Raw genomic sequence first — 15,970 nt, 5'->3', positions numbered from 1 at the left:
TGAACAATCGACGGAATCCATGTTTTGACGGATGGGACGCATCCGGCCGCACCATCTGGCGGCGAGTTTGAAAAAACGCCGACACGCCGGCGTTTCCCTTGATCCGCGTGCCGCCGCTTCGGCCGCGCCCGCCGCCGTCAGTAGATAAACAGCCTGATCGTCGCCGTCGCATCGAATCGCCCGATTTTCGGCGGACCGAATGACTTCAGCACCGCGTCCATCAGCACGCTCTGATTCATCACGTTGGACGCGAACTGAGCCAGCGTGAACTGCTGGTTGAACGGAACGGCCTTCCCCTGGCTATCCTCGATGCCGATCCCGAAATTGCTGTCCTTAGCCGGCACCAGCAAACCGTTCTGGACCGGAAAACTCGTTTCGAAATACCCGTCCACCCGCACCGCGACGTTGCATTTTTTGGTCAACGACAACGAGAACCGCTTGCGCGGCACCGCCGGCATGAAGCCGTTACCCGCCGCCTGCACCTGCCCGAAATTGACGATGCCCGGTTCGGGCGTCACGAGTACGTCGACGAAGCACGGCGTCGGCTTGAGGTTGCGCAGGCCGCTCAGCCGGTACTGGAAGCTCGTGCCGAACGCATTCAGTCCGAACTCGCCGTCGAACTGGAACACCGTATAGATATCGCTCGGCGGCTGGATCCAGTTGCCCTTCTTGCGCACGACGACCTGATAGTCGATGCTGATGTTCGTCCGCTGGCAACGGCCGCGGTCGAAGTCGTACCGGCTGCACGGCGGCACCGCATACCCGGTAAACACCCCGCCGCCGCGATTGCTGGTCTTGTCGAAATAATCGACGCCCTTGTAGCGGATGCCGATCTCGAGCCCCCATGCGGCAGGGTCCGTGCGATTCGGATTCGCGTAGAAGTAAATGTTGTCGACGACCTTCAGGCTGCCGGCGTCACCCAGATCCTTGTAGCAATACCCCGACGTCGTGCGCACCGGCGACACCCAGATCACATAGCCGTCCGGTGCGTCGGTCGGATACGACGCCACGCCGCCGATCGGCTCGGTCAACGAAGTCGCGCCGCTGTTGGTGAGGCAGCGCAGCGCCCACGCCGGCTGCACGGCCGCGACCAGGAGCACGAGTACGACCCAGCGCAACCATGCCGCCGGCGACACCCGTTGACGCAGGCCCGCGCTCATCGCTTCACGCTCTTGCACACACCCGCGTCGCACGCATACTCCACCGCGACCTGACCACCGTAGTCATCGATATGCGTGACGAACAGCGTCGACGGCGTCGCGGCCTTGAACGGCACGTCCGCGGTGCTCATCGGGCTCACCATCACCGGGTCGATCGGCACCGGCGTCTTCTGCGCGCCCGCGCTCACGTCGACCACCGTCACGTGGTACGGCGTCGGGTTGTCGAACACCAGCTTGCGCGCGGCCGCATCCACCCGCAGCGTCATCGGCAGCGTCCAGTCCTCGTCGCGCGCGGGCTGCACGGCCTTCGGCCGGTAGAACAGCTTCATCTGCGTATGCAGCGCGATCTGCAGCGTGTTCGGCGTATCGGTCTTCGGCGGCACTTCGCGGATGTTCAGGTAGAACACCGTTTCGCGATCGGCCGGCAACTCGGTGCCCGGCAGCTTCGCGATCCGCAGCACGTTGCGCTCGTTCGCCTCGATGCGTTGCAGCGGCGGCACGACCATCAGCGGCGACGTGGTCTTGTTGCCCTTCGCGTCCTCGAGCCACGACTGCACGAGATACGGATACGTCGCGCTCTTGTTGGTGATCGTCACGATCGCGGCCTGCTCGCCTTCGTTGAAGATCACGCGCGTGCGATCGGGCACGATCGCCGCATGCGCGGCGCCTGCCAGCACCGCGCCGACGGTCGCGAACACGCACAGCGCGCGCCGCGGGAAAGAAAGGGAGAAAACGTTCTTCATCGCTGGATCCATGGAAATCATCGTTCGACCCGCGCGGCCGCCGCATGCGACTCGCCCGGTGTCCGGCACGTCACCGGAATCGGCGTGCCTTCGAGTTGGAGCTGGTTCGGCAGTGTGTCGATCGTGCACAGCGTGCGCTCGCCCGCCCGCACCGCCAGCGCGGATTTCGGCTGAACCTGGGTCAGGAACGCCGCACCGCCTTCGCCGACGATGCCGAGTTCCTTGCCGTTCGCCGCGTCCTGCACCGACGCGCCGAACGGCAGCGGCTTGCCGGCCGCGTCGGTCAGCGTCAGGTACAGATTGCTGCCGCGCGCGGCGGAGAATTTGACGAAGCCGATCGCGCCGTCGGTCAGCACCATGCGCTGGATCGGGTTCGTCACCTGCACTTCGAGCGGCAGCTTCTCGACGTTGACGGTCGCGTCGTACACGTTGTACGGCGAGATGCCGTCGAGCACCGCGTAGCCGCGCGAATCGGTATGCGCAAGCGTGCCCGACAGCGGCACGTCGGGCACGCCGTCGGTCGACACCAGCAGCCGCGTGTCGCCCGCATTGCCGTTCGCGTGCGCGGACACGCCGTACTGCGTCGCGACGAACGAGCCGTCGACCTCGAGCGACGCGGCCGCATACGCATTGGCGAGCGTCGATGCCTGCGCGGTGAGCTGGTACGCCGACGTGCGCTGGCGGAAGCTCGCGTTCGCCGATGCACGCCCGTCGGTCTCGCCCGCATTGACCTGATACGTGCGGCCGGCCGGATCGTCGTAGATGTAGCCGGCGTTCACGCTGGTGCTGCCGCTGCCCGTCGTCAGGTTCGACGTGACGGTGTGGCGGCCGCCGATCGGCAGCGTCGCGGTGACCGAGAACTGATTGCCGCTCGCGCCCGCGCTCTGCGTGCGAAATGCCGACACGCTGACGTTCAGGTTGCGCAGCGTGCCGATCGAGAACGCACGCGTGAGCGTCAGGCCGACCCGCTGCTCGGATGCGCGCGCCCAGTAGGTCGTCTGGTCGTACGAGAAATAGGTCGACGTGTCGCCGAAGCGCTTCGACAGCGTCGCCGAATAGCGCTGCTTGCTGTTGGCGAGGCCGTACGCGGTCGGATCGCCCGAGAATTGCGCGAAGTTCGTGTACTCGCGCTCGGAGAAACGGTAGCCGAAAAAGCGCACGTCGGCATCGAGCCCGTCGAAGTGCTTCGAATAGTTGATGCGATACGAGTTGCCGTTGCGTGTCGCGCCGTTCCACCACAGGCGCGCCCGCGCGTGCGTGACGTCGGCCGACACCGCGCCGAACGCGCCGAAATCGCGGCCGACGCCGAGCGCGACCGACGTGTAGCCCGACGCGGCGATGAAGCCGCCATAGGCGGTGATGTCGAACGGCAGCCCGTACGCGATCTCGCCGAAGCCGAAGAACGGCGCGATGCCGGCGCCGCCGAACAGGCGCGGCTTGCCGATCGCGGCCTTGTAGCGCAACTGCCCGGTGCGCGCGAGGAACGGCACGGCGGCCGTCGTCACCTGGAAGCGCTGCACGCTGCCGTCCTCTTCCTCGACCGCCACGTCGAGCGTGCCCTGCACGCTCGTATTGATGTTCTGCAGCGCGAACGCGCCCGGCGACACGCGCGTCACGTACAGCACGCGGCCGGCCTGAGATACCGTCACGGTCGCGTTGGTGCGCGCGACGCCCGAGATCAGCGGCGCATAGCCGCGCAGCGACGGCGGCAGCATGCGGTCGTCGCTGCGGATCGACGCACCCGTCAGCGCGAACGTGTCGAAAATGTCGGAGCTCAGGTAGTCGTCGCCGAACGTCACCGTCGATTCGATCGACGGCAGCGCGCGAAAGGCATACAGCCGGCTGAAGCGGAACGTGCGGTCCGCGTACGCGGTATTCCCCACGTTCGATTGCGCCTGGTAGTCGCCGCGAAAGCGCCACGCATCCCAGTTCGCGCCGACCGTCCCGTAGGCCTGGATCGAATTCGTCTGGCCGCCGCCCGAGCCGAAGTTGCGGTTCGTGTTCGCGATCACGCGATAGTCGAGCATCGCACCCGGAATGCCTTCGGACCAGCGCGCCGGCGGCAGATAGGTCGAATCGGTGAACTCGAGCGCCGCCTGCGGAATCGTGATCTTGAGCCGCCCGTCGCTTTTCAGGTAACGCACGGTCGCCCCCTCGATCGCGCCGAGGTCGACGCAACGCCCACCCTGGAAGCGCGGCAGATCCTTCACGAGCGACGGCTTCAGCCCGAACTGCGCGACGAGCTCCGGCCGCAGGCACGGCTTGCCCGCGCCCGATGCGTCGAGCGCGATGAACTCGATCGATTGCAGCCCGTAGAACAGGTCGTTGACCTGCACGTCGAGCATGTATTCGCCCGGCAACGTGAAGTCGGGCTGCGAGAACTGCGACAGGTCGATGTTGTTCGTACCGCCGATGTCGAGGAACGACGAATTGAATTCCGTCGCCTGGCTCTGGCTGCCGACGACCAGCACGGAGACGCAAAGGAAGGAATGTCTGATTCGCACGCGGCGCTACCGGGAGTCCAGGGAGAAGGAAAACGGGGGAAAGATGACGGAGGAAGGGGCGCATGCCTCCCTCCTCCGATACCGACGCTTACTGGTAGCGGACCGTGAAGTTCGCGACGCCGTCCGCGGTACCCGGCGTCACGCCGGCTGCCGTCGCTTCGTACATCGCCGCGAAGCGCGCGATGTTCGTGCCGTTCTGCAGCACCGTCGGCGCCTTCTGCTCGGCGCCGTTGTCGAGGTACTCGCCCGACGCGGCCTGCAGGCGGATGCCGACGTTGGTCGCCGAACCGATCGTGGCGAGCAGCTTCGGCTGGCCGGCGCTCGACGTACCCGTGAACGTGAAGTACGCGTTCTTCGCGACGCTGGTGTCGCAATCGGTCAGCTTGATGTCGAAGTTGGTCGGCGTGGACTTGTCGCCGGCCTGCTTGAACACGTTGGTCGGCACCTTGCCGAGGTTCACGGTCTGGTTGACCGAGCCCGAGTCGATGCCGCATGCGCCCGCGACGATCTCGCCGGTGAAGTTGATCGTGCCGGTGCCCGCCGCGAAGGCCGAGGTGGACAGGGCCGCGAGTGCGACAGCGGTCAGGATGGTTTTTTTCATGAAGTTTCCCGTAAGGAGTGCAAATGGAATGGATGACGTGGCGGACGCAAACGGCAGCGTGTGGTGGCTCCCGTCCGTCACGAGGCGGCATTATCGAGATAACCATGAAAGATTTCTGTAAATCATTGTCAAATCCGCCTGACAATGTTCGATTTACTCCTCTAAACCCTCATTCTTTCCTTTCCATTTTCAATTATTGAATTTTCATCCGCAGTCCTTTTTTATTTTTCGGAACTGGTTGAAGATTAAGGGAATTTCTTGCCGATAATCGCTGACGCGCCGCCAGCCCTTGCCTGCATCGGTTTGCATGGGAGCGCCATTCAAAAGACAAAACATTGTCCAAAGCCGCCATCGTTGTCATATCGCAACGCGAATATCGCGCCATTTTCAACTGACAGGAAATTAACGACGGCACTCCATCGATATGGATTTATCGCGCAAACGATTGCGAAAGGCATACAAACGTTTTACCGCGACACTTTGTCGCCGCCATTAATTCCAATGCATTGATTAATTCGATCGTCAATTGCCGATCGTGAAACCGCATGCAGGCGCGGCCGCTGGAACGTGGCTGGCATGCCGGATTGGGCGAAGTGAAAAGCGCGGAGACGGTCCGCCGAACGGTGAAAGGAGGCCCCGATCGCGATGGGAGGAACGACGGGCGGTACGCCCTGTCGAAGCGGCGGCCGAACGTCGAAGCGCGTGGCCGCCGTGAAGTCGCCCGACACGCCGCGGCGTCGGGCGACGAATCGCACGTCACGCGGAAGCCGCGGCCTCCGCCGTTGCCGGCGCCCAGCCGCCGCCGAGCGCACGGTACAGCGCGATCGCGTTCGCGAGCCTGAGCTGCCTGAGCCGGATCAGTTCCTGCCCCGACTCGTACGTGCTGCGCTGGGCGTCGAGCAGTTCGAGATAAGTCGCGACGCCGCCCGCGTAGCGACGCTCCGCCAGCTTCAGCCGCGCGCCGTCCGCCTCATATACATCCTGCTGCGCGGCGAGCTGCCGGTCGATCCAGTCGCGCGCGGCGAACGCATCGGCCACTTCGCGAAACGCGGTCTGCACCGCCTTCTCGTATTCGGCAACGGCGATGTCCTTGCGTGCGTTGGCGACGTCGAGGTTCGCGCGATTGCGGCCGCCCGCGAAAATCGGCAGCGTGATGCGCGGCGCGAACGTCCATACGCTCGTGCCAGCCGCGAACAGGCTCGAGAACGCGTCGCTCACCGAGCCGTAGTCCGTCGTCAGCGCGATGCGCGGGAAGAACGCCGCGCGCGCCGCGCCGATGTTCGCGTTCGCGGCCTTCAGCCGTGCCTCGGCCTGCCGGATGTCCGGCCGCCGTTCGAGCAATGCGCTCGGCGCACCGGGCGCCACGGGCGCGATCGACAGCGCGTCGAGTGCGGTCGCGTCGCCGGGCACGCTGCGCGCGAAGTCGCCCGCCAGCAATTGCAGCGCCCGTACGGCCTGCGCATGCTCGCGCTGCAGCGCGGCCTGCGACGCGCGCGCGGACGCCACCAGCATCTCGGCCGAGCGCAGCTCGATCGCATCGCTCGTGCCGGCCGCATAGCGGCGTTGCGTGAGCGCGGCCATCCGCTCGCGCGCATCGAGCGTGCGCTGAGCGAGCGCCAGTTGCTCGTGCAACGATCGTTCGGAAACGTACGCGCCCGCCACTTCGGCGATCACGCCGATGCGGACCGTGCGCTGCGCGTCGGCCGTCGCGAAATACTCGGCGAGCGCCGCGTCGGACAGGTTGCGCACGCGGCCGAACAGGTCGAGCTCGTATGCGCTGACGCCGACGCCCGCGCGATACAGCCCGCTGATCGCGCTTTCGCGCACGACCGGATCGTACTGGCGCGCGCGTTCATAGCCGAGATTCGCATCGACCGACGGCATCAGGTCCGCACGCTGCACGCCGTACAGCGCGCGCGCTTCCTCGAGCCGGCCGGCCGCGATCCGCAGGTCGCGATTGTTCGCGAGCGCCGCGTCGATCCACGCCTGCAGCGCCGGATCGGTGAAATACGCATGCCAGTCGTCGAGCAGCGCCGCATCCTGCGCCGCGGCCGACGCGCCGGCCGGTGTCGTATTGCCGTCGACCGGCGCATAGGTCGCCGGCACCGGCGCCGCCGGGCGCTCGTAACGCGGCGCGAGCGAGCACCCGGCGAGCGCGAGCGCGGCGGCGAGCGCCGCCGGAAGCCGCCGCGCGGCGCGTGCATTCAGCGCGAACATCATGGTTGCGAACCCTCCATCGTCGTCGGCTGCGCGCCGCCGCGCCGGCGCGGGCCGACGTCGAACAGGCGGCCGACGATCACGAAAAACAGCGGGACGAGAAACACCGCGAGCACGGTCGCCGTGATCACGCCGCCGAGCACGCCGGTGCCGATCGCCGTCTGCGCGCCGGACGCGGCGCCTGATGCGAACGCGAGCGGCAGCACGCCGACGCCGAACGCGAGCGACGTCATCACGATCGGCCGCAGCCGCAGGCGCGCGGCCTCGAGCGCCGCGTCGACGAGCGACATGCGCTGCGCGACGAGATCCTTCGCGACTTCGACGATCAGGATCGCGTTCTTCGCGGACAGCCCGATCGTCGCGATCAGCCCCACCTTGAAATAGATGTCGTTCGGCATCGCGCGCAGCGTGACGCCGAGCACCGCGCCGATCACGCCGAGCGGCACGACCAGCATCACCGCGAACGGAATCGACCAGCTCTCGTAGAGCGCCGCGAGCGCGAGGAACACGACCAGCACCGACAGCGCGAACAGCATCGGCGCCTGCGCGCCCGACAGCCGCTCCTCGAACGACTGTCCCGACCACGCATAGCCGATGCCGGCCGGCAGTTTCGCGGCGATCCGCTCGATCGCGCTCATCGCCTCGCCGCTGCTGTGGCCGGCCGCGGCCGAGCCGTTGATCGTGAACGACGGATAGCCGTTGTAGCGCGTGAGCTGCGGCGGCCCGAGCGTCCAGTGCAGCGTCGTGAACGCCGCGAGCGGCACCATCTCGCCGCGCGCATTGCGCACGCGCAGCTTCTTCACGTCGTCCGGATCGAGCCGGTGCCGCCCGTCGGCCTGCACCATCACGCGCCGCACCTGCGTGCCGTGCATGAAGTCGCCGATATAGTCGGAGCCGAACATCACCGCGAGCGTCGTGTTGATCTCGTCCATCGACACGCCGAGCGCCGACGCTTTCGCGCGATCGATGTCGAGCTTCAGTTGCGGCGCGTCCTGCGTGCCCGCGAACATCAGATCGGTGAGCGCACGATCCTTGCCGCCCGCCGCGAGCAGTTGCTCGCGCGCGGCGCTGAACGTCGCGTAGTCGAGCCCGCCGCGGTTCTGCAGCCGGAAGTCGAAGCCGCTCGACGAGCCGAGATCGGGCAGCGCCGGCGAGTTCATCGCGAACACCGTCGTGTTCGGCGTGCCCGCGAAGCGTTCGTTGATGCGCGCGACGATCGCTTGCACGTGATCGCGCGCGGCCTTGCGCGCCTTCCAGTTCTTCAGCGTGACGAAGATCATCCCGCCGTTCGGCCCTTCGCCGTAGAGGTTGAAGCCGCCGAGCGCATAGGTATAGGCGGCCGGCTCGTCGCGGCGGATGGCCGACTCGACTTCGCGCACGCTCTGCATCGTTTCCGCGAGCGGCGTGCCTTGCGGGCGGATCACCATCACCATGAAGTTGCCCTGATCCTCGTCCGGCAGGAATGCGGTCGGCAGTTGCGTGAGCATCAGCGCGGCGGCCGCGGTCAGCACGCCGTACACGACGAGCCAGCGTACCGGCTTCTTCAGCATCGCGCCGACCCGCGCCGCGTAGCGCTGCGTCGCCCGCGCGACGAAGCGGTTGAACCCGCCGAAGAAGCCGCGCTTCTCGTGATGGTCGCCGGACACCGGCTTGAGCAGCGTCGCGCACAGCGCGGGCGTCAGCGACAGCGCGAGGAAGGCCGAGAAGCCGATCGACACCGCGAGCGACAGCGCGAACTGCCGATAGATGTTGCCCACCGCGCCGCCGAAGAACGCCATCGGCACGAACACCGACGTCAGCACCACGGTGATCCCGACGATCGCGCCGCTGATCTGCCGCATCGCCTTGACGGTCGCGTCGTACGGCCCGAGCCCTTCCTCGACCATCAGCCGCTCGACGTTCTCGACGACGACGATCGCGTCGTCGACGAGGATGCCGATCGCGAGCACCATCCCGAACATCGTCAGCACGTTGATCGAGAAGCCGGCCGCGTACATCACGCCGAACGTGCCCGCGAGCGCGACCGGCACGACGAGCGTCGGAATCAGCGTCGCGCGCAGGTTCTGCATGAACAGGAACATCACCAGGAACACCAGCACGCCAGCCTCGATCAGCGTCGTGACGACCTTGTTCATCGACACGCGCACGAACGACGACGTTTCGTACGGGATCTGGTATTTCACGCCCGGCGGAAAGTACTTCGACAGCTCGTCCATCGTCGCGCGCACGCGCTTCTCGGTGGACACCGCGTTCGAGCCCGGCGCGAGCTTGATGCCCATCCCGGTCGCGACCTTGCCGTTCACGTACGACGGATAGTTGTAGTCGTTGCCGCCGAATTCGATGCGCGCGACGTCGCGCAGGAACAGCGCGGAGCCGTCTGGCCGCGCGCGCAGCGCGATCGCGCCGAAATCGGCCGGCGTCTTCAGCGGCGCGTCCGCGAACACGGTCGCCGCGATCGGCGCGCTGTCCGGCACCGCGCTGCGGCCGATGTCGCCGATCGTCACGCGCGCGTTGTGCGCGCGCACGGCCGACGCGATGTCCGACGCGGTGAGGCCGTGCCCGGCCAGCTTCACCGGGTCGGGCCAGATCCGCATCGCATATTCGGCGCCCCAGAACTGCACCTTGCCGACACCCTCGACGCGGCGCAGCGCCTGCACGACGTTCGCCGACGCATACTCGCCGAGCTGCACGTCGGTCATCCGGCCGTCGTCGGACGTCAGCGACACGACGAGCTGGATGTTGTCGGCGGCCTTCTCGACCTGGATGCCGTCGCGGCGCACGGGCTCGGGCAGGCGCGCATCGACCGTCTTCAGCCGGTTCTGCACTTCGACGGCCGCGAGATCGGCGTTCACGCCCTGCTTGAACGTCAGGTACAGCGACGCGGCCCCGGCGCTGCTCGTCGCGGACGTATACAGCAATCCCGGCGCGCCGTTCATTTCGCGCTCGATCAGCGCGGTCACCGATTCCTCGACGACTTGCGCGGACGCGCCCGGGTACGCCGCATAGATGCTGACGACGGGCGGCGCGATGTCCGGGTACTGCGCCACGGGCAGCGCGCGGATCGCGAACAGGCCGCCCAGCATGATGAAGATGGCGATCACCCACGCGAAGACGGGGCGATCGATGAAGAAACGTGCCATGTTGGTTTGAACCGGTCAGGTTTGACGGGCGGCCGCCTGCGAAGCGGCCGCTGTCGGCGCCGCCTTCGACCGCGGCGCCTTTTCGACGGGCTTGACGGTGGTATCCGGCGCGAACTGCGCGGCGTCGTCGACGATCACGCGCTCGCCGCCCGCGAGGCCGCGCGTGATGCGCCAGTCGTGGCCGCTCATCTGGTCGGCCGTGACCTCGACGTCCTTGACCTTGCCGTTCGCGTCCACCACACGCACCGACGTACGGTCGGCGGTACGCAGCAGCGCGTCGCGCGGCACGAGGATCGCCCGCTGGTCGACCGCCGTGTCGAGCGCGATCCGCACATATGCGCCCGGCAGCAGCTCGCGCTCCGGATTCGGGAACAGCGCGCGCATCGCGACGGTGTCGGTGGTCGGATCGACCGCGAGATCGCTGAACAGCAGCTTGCCCTTCAGCGGATACGCGGTGCCGTCCGCGCGCAGCAGCGTCACCGCGATGTCGCGCTGCGCAATGCCCGTCGCGCGCCCGCTCTTCACCGCGCGACGCAATGCGTCCACGTCGGCGGCCGGCTGCGAGAAGTTCACGTAGATCGGATCGAGCTGCTCGACGGTCGTCAGCGGCGTCGCCTGGTCCTGGCCGACGAGCGCGCCCTCGGTCACGAGCGCGCGCCGTGCGCGGCCCGCGATCGGCGCGGTGACGGTCGCGTAGTCGAGCTGCAGTTGCGCGCGTGCGAGTTCCGCCTTCGCCGAGGCGACCTCGGCCTTCGCCTGCGTGTCGGCCGCGACGGCCTCGGTGTGGTCGCGCTCGCTCACCGCGCGATCGCGCACGAGATCGTCGTAACGGCGGCGCTTGTCGGTCGCCGCGAGCGCGGCGGCCTGCGCCTTCGCGAGCGCGCCCTGCGCAGCGTCGCGGGCGGCCTTCAGCGGTGCGGGATCGATGCGGAACAGCACCGCGCCCTGCTTCACCTCCTGGCCTTCCTCGTAGGTGCGCGCGGTGACGATGCCCGCGACCCGCGCGCGGACTTCCGCCTGCCGGTATGCGTCCAGCCGGCCCGGCAGTTCGACGGTCATCGGCACCGCCGTCGGGCGCACCGTCACGACGGTGGCCTGCTTCGCGGCCTCCGGCGCGGCGTCCTCGTCGCCCTTTCCGCATCCGCCCACCGCCAGCAGGGCCGCGAGCGCGAACGGCGCCAGCCGCGTGCGGCGCCACAGGGTGCGTTTGTTATTCATGTTCTGACCTCGGAACGTTCGCCGCCGATACAATGCGGCGGCTCAGGGTGGCCGATTATAATCAGTCATGTCTGATTAAATACAGGCTCCTTCAATCTGACCGACACACTGTCTCAATAAAACGACAGCGAACTGTAAGGAATTTCACGACATGGCCCGCAAGACCCGGGAAGAATCGCTCGCCATCAAGCACCGGATCCTCGACGCCGCCGAGCTCGTGCTGCTCGAGCGAGGCGTCGCGCAAACCGCGATGGCGGACCTCGCCGAGGCCGCCGGGATGTCGCGGGGCGCCGTCTACGGCCATTACCGCAACAAGATGGAAGTCTGTCTGGCGATGTGCGACCGCGCGTTCGCGCGCACGTCGGAAGGTTTCGACGCCGGCGACGGCCTGCCGCCGTTCGCGACGCTGCGCCGCGCCGCGTCGCACTACCTGCAGGAGTGCGGCGAGCCAGGCCCGATGCAGCGCGTGCTCGTGATCCTCTATACGAAGTGCGAGCAGAGCGAGGAAAACGGCGCGCTGCAGCGGCGCCGCATGCTGCTCGAGCTGCAGATGCTGCGGATCACGAAGGCGCTGCTGCGTCGCGCGATCGCGGCCGGCGAAATCGCCGCCGATCTCGACGTGCATCTGGCTGCCGTCTATCTGGTGTCACTGCTCGAAGGCGTGTTCGCGTCGATGATCTGGACCAACCGGCTGCGCGGCAACCTGTGGAACGACGCCGAGGCGATGCTCGACGCCGGTTTCGACGCCGTCCGCACGTCGGCCGCGCTGCGCAGGCGCGCGCAAAAATTGCCAGACTAACGAAAATCGTCGTAACAAATGCTGATTTAACCCGACTTACCGCAGTGCGAAACGAATGAGCTGACCCTCTTTAAAATTTTTAACGTTTCGCGGAACATCGGTAGACTGACGCTGTCATCTTTCTTTAGCGTCTTCGTGATAACCGGGTTCGACCCGGTATGCACGCCGCCGTTCGAAGCGGGCACCGCCCCGCGAGTTGGGTCGAACGGGAACGATACAGGCCCCTGGCGGGGCCTGTTTTGTTGCACGCCCGTCGCCCGCCATGTCGCCCCCCTGACGCATGGACCGCCGACGGCTCCTGCCCACACCTCTTTGAACCGCTTTCCTGGATGTGGACACCTTTGGTCAAGCCTGCCGCAACCCCTGATGCTTTCGCGCCCGGCCGCGCGCAGCGCCTCGTGCGCGCGCTCGTGCCGGCCGCCGTGCTCGGCGCCCTCGCCGCCTTCGGTCTCGCCGCCGCGCTGCCTGCCGTGTCGCAACTACCCGGCGCCGTCGACTCGGGCACGGCCGCGCTGCCGCAGCGCGTGCTGTCCGATACGCCGTTTCCCACCGCGCAGCATTTCGTGACGAGCGAGCTTGCACGCACGCTCGGCGAGCGCAACGAATACCTCGAGCGCAACGATCGCAGCCCGCAGCCGGGCCTGTTCGCGCCGCTCAGCGCGCATCGCAACGACATGCTCGGCTACGCGAGCCTGTTCCAGTTCGCGTCGCCCGATCACCGGCAAGGGATGCGCGCGGGCGACATCGAGCTCACGCTGTCCGATACGCTGAACCGTCTCGACGTGCCGCCCGAAGTGCGCATCCAGCTGGGCGATCTCGTCACCGGCAAGGTCGCGATGCGCGCGAGTGCGCAGCGCGGCGACTATTACCGCGTCGCGTTCGACACGCACGACGGCACGCCGCGCCTGACCGCGCTCGAGCTGCGCGTCGCCGGCCGCACGTTCGGCGCGATCTGGTTCCACGCGCCGGGAGCCGAACACGGTGCGTACTACACGCTCGACGGCTCGCCGCTCGAAGCCGCGGCGTTCACGATGCCGGTCAAGTGGACGCGCATCAGCTCGTTCTTCGGCGAGCGCGTCCATCCGTTGTCGCAGGCGATGGCGTTCCATACGGGCGTCGATCTCGCCGCGCCGAGCGGCACGCCGGTCGACGCGGCGGCCGACGGCGTCGTGTCGTTCGTCGGCACCGATCCGGGCGGCTATGGCCGCTACGTGATCGTCGATCATGCGGATGGCTATTCGACCTACTACGCACACCTGTCCGCGTACGCGCGCGGGCTGAAGGTCGGCGAAACCGTGAAGCAGGGCCAGCGAATCGGCTCGGTCGGGATGACGGGCGCGGCCACCGGCCCGCACCTGCATTTCGAGGTGCGCGTCGCGAACGATCCGGTCGATCCGCTCGTCACGCTCGCGAACGCGCAGACGGGGCTGTCCGACATGCAGCTCACCGCGTTCCGCCAGGAAGCCGCGCAATGGCGCGTCCGGCTTGCGTCGATCAAGACGACGCCGTTCGCGTTCGCGCAGAACGACGGGCCGCTGTGGGGCGATTTCGCGACCGGGCCGTCGACGCTGCGTGCGGTTTTCGATACGCACTACTCGGCGGAGCGAAGCTGACGCCGAGGCACACGATCCTGATGGTTGCAGAAGAGCGTACGGTCAAGTGCTCCGCCACTCTTCTCTACACCGTCGGCTGGTCACGGGCTTGAGCCGATGTTTTGGCGCGGGGTAAAAGCAGACTTGCGCCTGATACCGCCTGTGGTGTGCACTTACCTCTCGTAGTTGAGCGAGATAGGTTCCCTCATGACAAACAAGACCGCGTTTATTCAGAACTGAGCAGTCACCTGAAAACCGAGCGTCACTCGCGCAGTCGGAAAACCCGACGGCTTATAGACAGGCGTACCCGCGAAGAGATCGTACGCATACGCTCCGAATCGCGTGGCCACGCTCCCCTTCATGCCGATCACGGCGCCGGCCAATTGCGTCCCGACGAGAGCGACAGGCTGCGGGCCCCATACGCGACCGTAGTCGAGCCCCGCATAAATTGCCTGCCCCGTCTGCCCGATCGGCGCCTGCAGTTCGTTGCGCCAGTAGAAGCCGCGTGCCGCGGCGAGCATCGTTTCGCCATCGAAACCGCGCACTGTGTAGCGACTGCCAATCGTCAAATCGTCGATGTAGTAAAGCGTGTTTCCGGTGTACTGGCCGTGGAATGTGCCGACATAGCGGAATGGCTGCTTACCGATCGCAAAGGGCACCGACAGGTTCGCGTCGACTACCGCCATCTTGAAGCGATAGGTCGGTCCACCACCCGCTGCCATCGTATCGTCCTGAGCACCCAACCCACCGACGCCTTGACGATATGCAAGCGAGCCGTCGAACTGTGCGCCGCCGAAGTAGTGGCGATCGGTCAGACCCAGTTCGATCATCGTGTTGTTGCGGCGCTGCTGCGAGATCTCGGTGTCTTCGATAAAGCTTTGTCCGAAACGACGCGACAGGCGAACGTAGGCGCCGAACACATCATTTTGACTACGCGACAGCACGCGGGCCAGCTTGAAATCGACCGTCTTGGAGTTGCCGCTTGCGATGAACGTCTGGTTCACGCCGGCGATCTGCTGGTAGTACGTGTTCGTGTAAGCCGAGAGCGTTGCCGTCCAGTAGCCCCACGGAATCGAATAGAAACCGTTCCAGCCGTGCGAACCGAGGCGCTTGTCGCCGAATTCGAGATCCTGGCTGACGCCGACGTTGAACACGTCGTTCAGGCCGAGCGGGTTGTCGATGCCGAGCGAGAGGTTGCCTTGCAGTTTGCCGGTGGCACGCGTGCCGGAATTGTCGATCGACGCGACGACTGTCCACGGCTTGCCGCGCTTCACGTCGAGCACGACGTCGCTTTCGCCGGGAAGATCACCCGGAACAAGTTGCATCGAGACATCCTGACTCGATACGCGTTTCATTTGCTCAAGGCCTTGTTCGAGGTCGCGCAGGTTCAGCACCTCACCGTCGCGGCTGGGAAAGGCGGTTTTCCAGGTGCCGCGGAGCTTTTCATCAGCAAAGCGCACACGACGAATCGTGCCGGGAATCAGCGAAAGTTTGAGCGTGCCGGTCGATAGGTCTTGCTCGGGAACGAGCACCCGCGTAGTGACGTAACCTCTCGCCAGAATCGCCTGCGACAGTCCCTTGATCAGTACGTCAATACCTTGTTTGCCGACGCATTGCCCTGCGTAGTGGTTCAGCCATTCGCGCGCGAACGCAAAGCGATCCATCGGTAAGGCGGATGCCCCTTGGGCCTTCGCTGCATCGGACAATGAGCCAGGCACGTCGAGCGTAAAGCGGTCGATCGGGAAACATGGCGTTTCGGTAGGAAGTGCTGGATATGCTTCGGTGCGCGGCAATTCAGAACGAATTGAAGGCGCGCGCACCGCCGCGTCACGTTGTTGCGCGTCCCGCTGCTGCTGCGCCTGCCGATCCTGCTCCGCGTTCGCACGTGCGGCGGCTGCTTGATCGGCAGGTGTAGCAGCTTGCTGTGCATGTACCCCGAGCGATACCAAGGCTGTTATTGGCAAGGCCATCAGCCGTTTTCTCATTTTCATTCGAA

The 15,970-nt window shown here is 66.3% G+C and carries 10 protein-coding genes; 2 read left to right on the top strand and 8 right to left on the bottom strand.

Going from position 1 to position 15,970, the window contains the following annotated elements:
- Window positions 1–137: 137 nt before the first annotated feature.
- The 7 genes from LGM42_RS05780 to LGM42_RS05750 form a co-directional block, all read right to left on the bottom strand.
- On the bottom strand, window positions 138–1,160 hold the full coding sequence (locus tag LGM42_RS05780; protein WP_226231762.1) for a fimbrial protein: 1,023 nt from the start codon (window positions 1,158–1,160) through the stop codon (window positions 138–140).
- Window positions 1,157–1,903: a molecular chaperone gene (locus LGM42_RS05775; protein ID WP_226231761.1), complete on the bottom strand. Its 747-nt coding sequence runs from the start codon at window positions 1,901–1,903 to the stop codon at window positions 1,157–1,159. Before LGM42_RS05775 ends, LGM42_RS05780 begins: the two co-directional genes overlap by 4 nt.
- 17 nt (window positions 1,904–1,920) lie before the next feature.
- Window positions 1,921–4,374 (bottom strand): fimbria/pilus outer membrane usher protein, encoded by a 2,454-nt coding sequence (locus LGM42_RS05770; RefSeq protein ID WP_226232036.1) that lies wholly within the window; start codon window positions 4,372–4,374, stop codon window positions 1,921–1,923.
- 121 nt (window positions 4,375–4,495) lie between these two features.
- The gene (locus tag LGM42_RS05765; protein WP_059584116.1) at window positions 4,496–5,008 is read right to left on the bottom strand and encodes a fimbrial protein; all 513 of its coding nucleotides are present in this window, start codon (window positions 5,006–5,008) and stop codon (window positions 4,496–4,498) included.
- A 756-nt stretch (window positions 5,009–5,764) separates the two neighbouring features.
- Window positions 5,765–7,225, bottom strand: a complete 1,461-nt coding sequence (locus LGM42_RS05760; RefSeq protein ID WP_226232035.1) for an efflux transporter outer membrane subunit — start codon at window positions 7,223–7,225, stop codon at window positions 5,765–5,767.
- The gene (locus LGM42_RS05755; protein ID WP_099316383.1) at window positions 7,225–10,365 is read right to left on the bottom strand and encodes a multidrug efflux RND transporter permease subunit; all 3,141 of its coding nucleotides are present in this window, start codon (window positions 10,363–10,365) and stop codon (window positions 7,225–7,227) included. Before LGM42_RS05755 ends, LGM42_RS05760 begins: the two co-directional genes overlap by 1 nt.
- Window positions 10,366–10,380: 15 nt before the next feature.
- Window positions 10,381–11,583, bottom strand: a complete 1,203-nt coding sequence (locus tag LGM42_RS05750; RefSeq protein WP_060318457.1) for a MexX/AxyX family multidrug efflux RND transporter periplasmic adaptor subunit — start codon at window positions 11,581–11,583, stop codon at window positions 10,381–10,383.
- Window positions 11,584–11,734: 151 nt separating this feature from the next.
- Here LGM42_RS05750 and LGM42_RS05745 point away from each other — a divergent pair, with 151 nt between their 5' ends.
- Complete coding sequence (locus tag LGM42_RS05745) at window positions 11,735–12,382, top strand: TetR family transcriptional regulator (protein ID WP_059584121.1); 648 nt, start codon at window positions 11,735–11,737, stop codon at window positions 12,380–12,382.
- Window positions 12,383–12,711: 329 nt separating this feature from the next.
- Window positions 12,712–13,995 (top strand): M23 family metallopeptidase, encoded by a 1,284-nt coding sequence (locus LGM42_RS05740; RefSeq protein ID WP_226231760.1) that lies wholly within the window; start codon window positions 12,712–12,714, stop codon window positions 13,993–13,995.
- 209 nt (window positions 13,996–14,204) lie between these two features.
- On the opposite strand, the gene LGM42_RS05735 is transcribed toward LGM42_RS05740, so the two are convergent.
- Entirely contained in the window at window positions 14,205–15,965 is a 1,761-nt protein-coding gene (locus LGM42_RS05735) for a ShlB/FhaC/HecB family hemolysin secretion/activation protein (protein WP_226231759.1), read from the bottom strand.
- Window positions 15,966–15,970 lie beyond the last annotated feature (5 nt).

Source organism: Burkholderia sp. AU39826 (assembly GCF_020419965.1).
GTDB classification, from domain to species: domain Bacteria; phylum Pseudomonadota; class Gammaproteobacteria; order Burkholderiales; family Burkholderiaceae; genus Burkholderia; species Burkholderia semiarida.
This window is presented reverse-complemented; position numbering and strand designations above follow the sequence as displayed.

Coding starts and splice junctions, on each gene's coding strand:
- LGM42_RS05775 (WP_226231761.1), bottom strand. CDS start 1,903: ATGAAGAACGTTTTCTCCCTTTCTTTCCCGCGGCGCGCGCTGTGCGTG.
- LGM42_RS05745 (WP_059584121.1), top strand. CDS start 11,735: ATGGCCCGCAAGACCCGGGAAGAATCGCTCGCCATCAAGCACCGGATC.
- LGM42_RS05755 (WP_099316383.1), bottom strand. CDS start 10,365: ATGGCACGTTTCTTCATCGATCGCCCCGTCTTCGCGTGGGTGATCGCC.
- LGM42_RS05780 (WP_226231762.1), bottom strand. CDS start 1,160: ATGAGCGCGGGCCTGCGTCAACGGGTGTCGCCGGCGGCATGGTTGCGC.
- LGM42_RS05750 (WP_060318457.1), bottom strand. CDS start 11,583: ATGAATAACAAACGCACCCTGTGGCGCCGCACGCGGCTGGCGCCGTTC.
- LGM42_RS05740 (WP_226231760.1), top strand. CDS start 12,712: ATGTGGACACCTTTGGTCAAGCCTGCCGCAACCCCTGATGCTTTCGCG.
- LGM42_RS05760 (WP_226232035.1), bottom strand. CDS start 7,225: ATGTTCGCGCTGAATGCACGCGCCGCGCGGCGGCTTCCGGCGGCGCTC.
- LGM42_RS05765 (WP_059584116.1), bottom strand. CDS start 5,008: ATGAAAAAAACCATCCTGACCGCTGTCGCACTCGCGGCCCTGTCCACC.
- LGM42_RS05735 (WP_226231759.1), bottom strand. CDS start 15,965: ATGAAAATGAGAAAACGGCTGATGGCCTTGCCAATAACAGCCTTGGTA.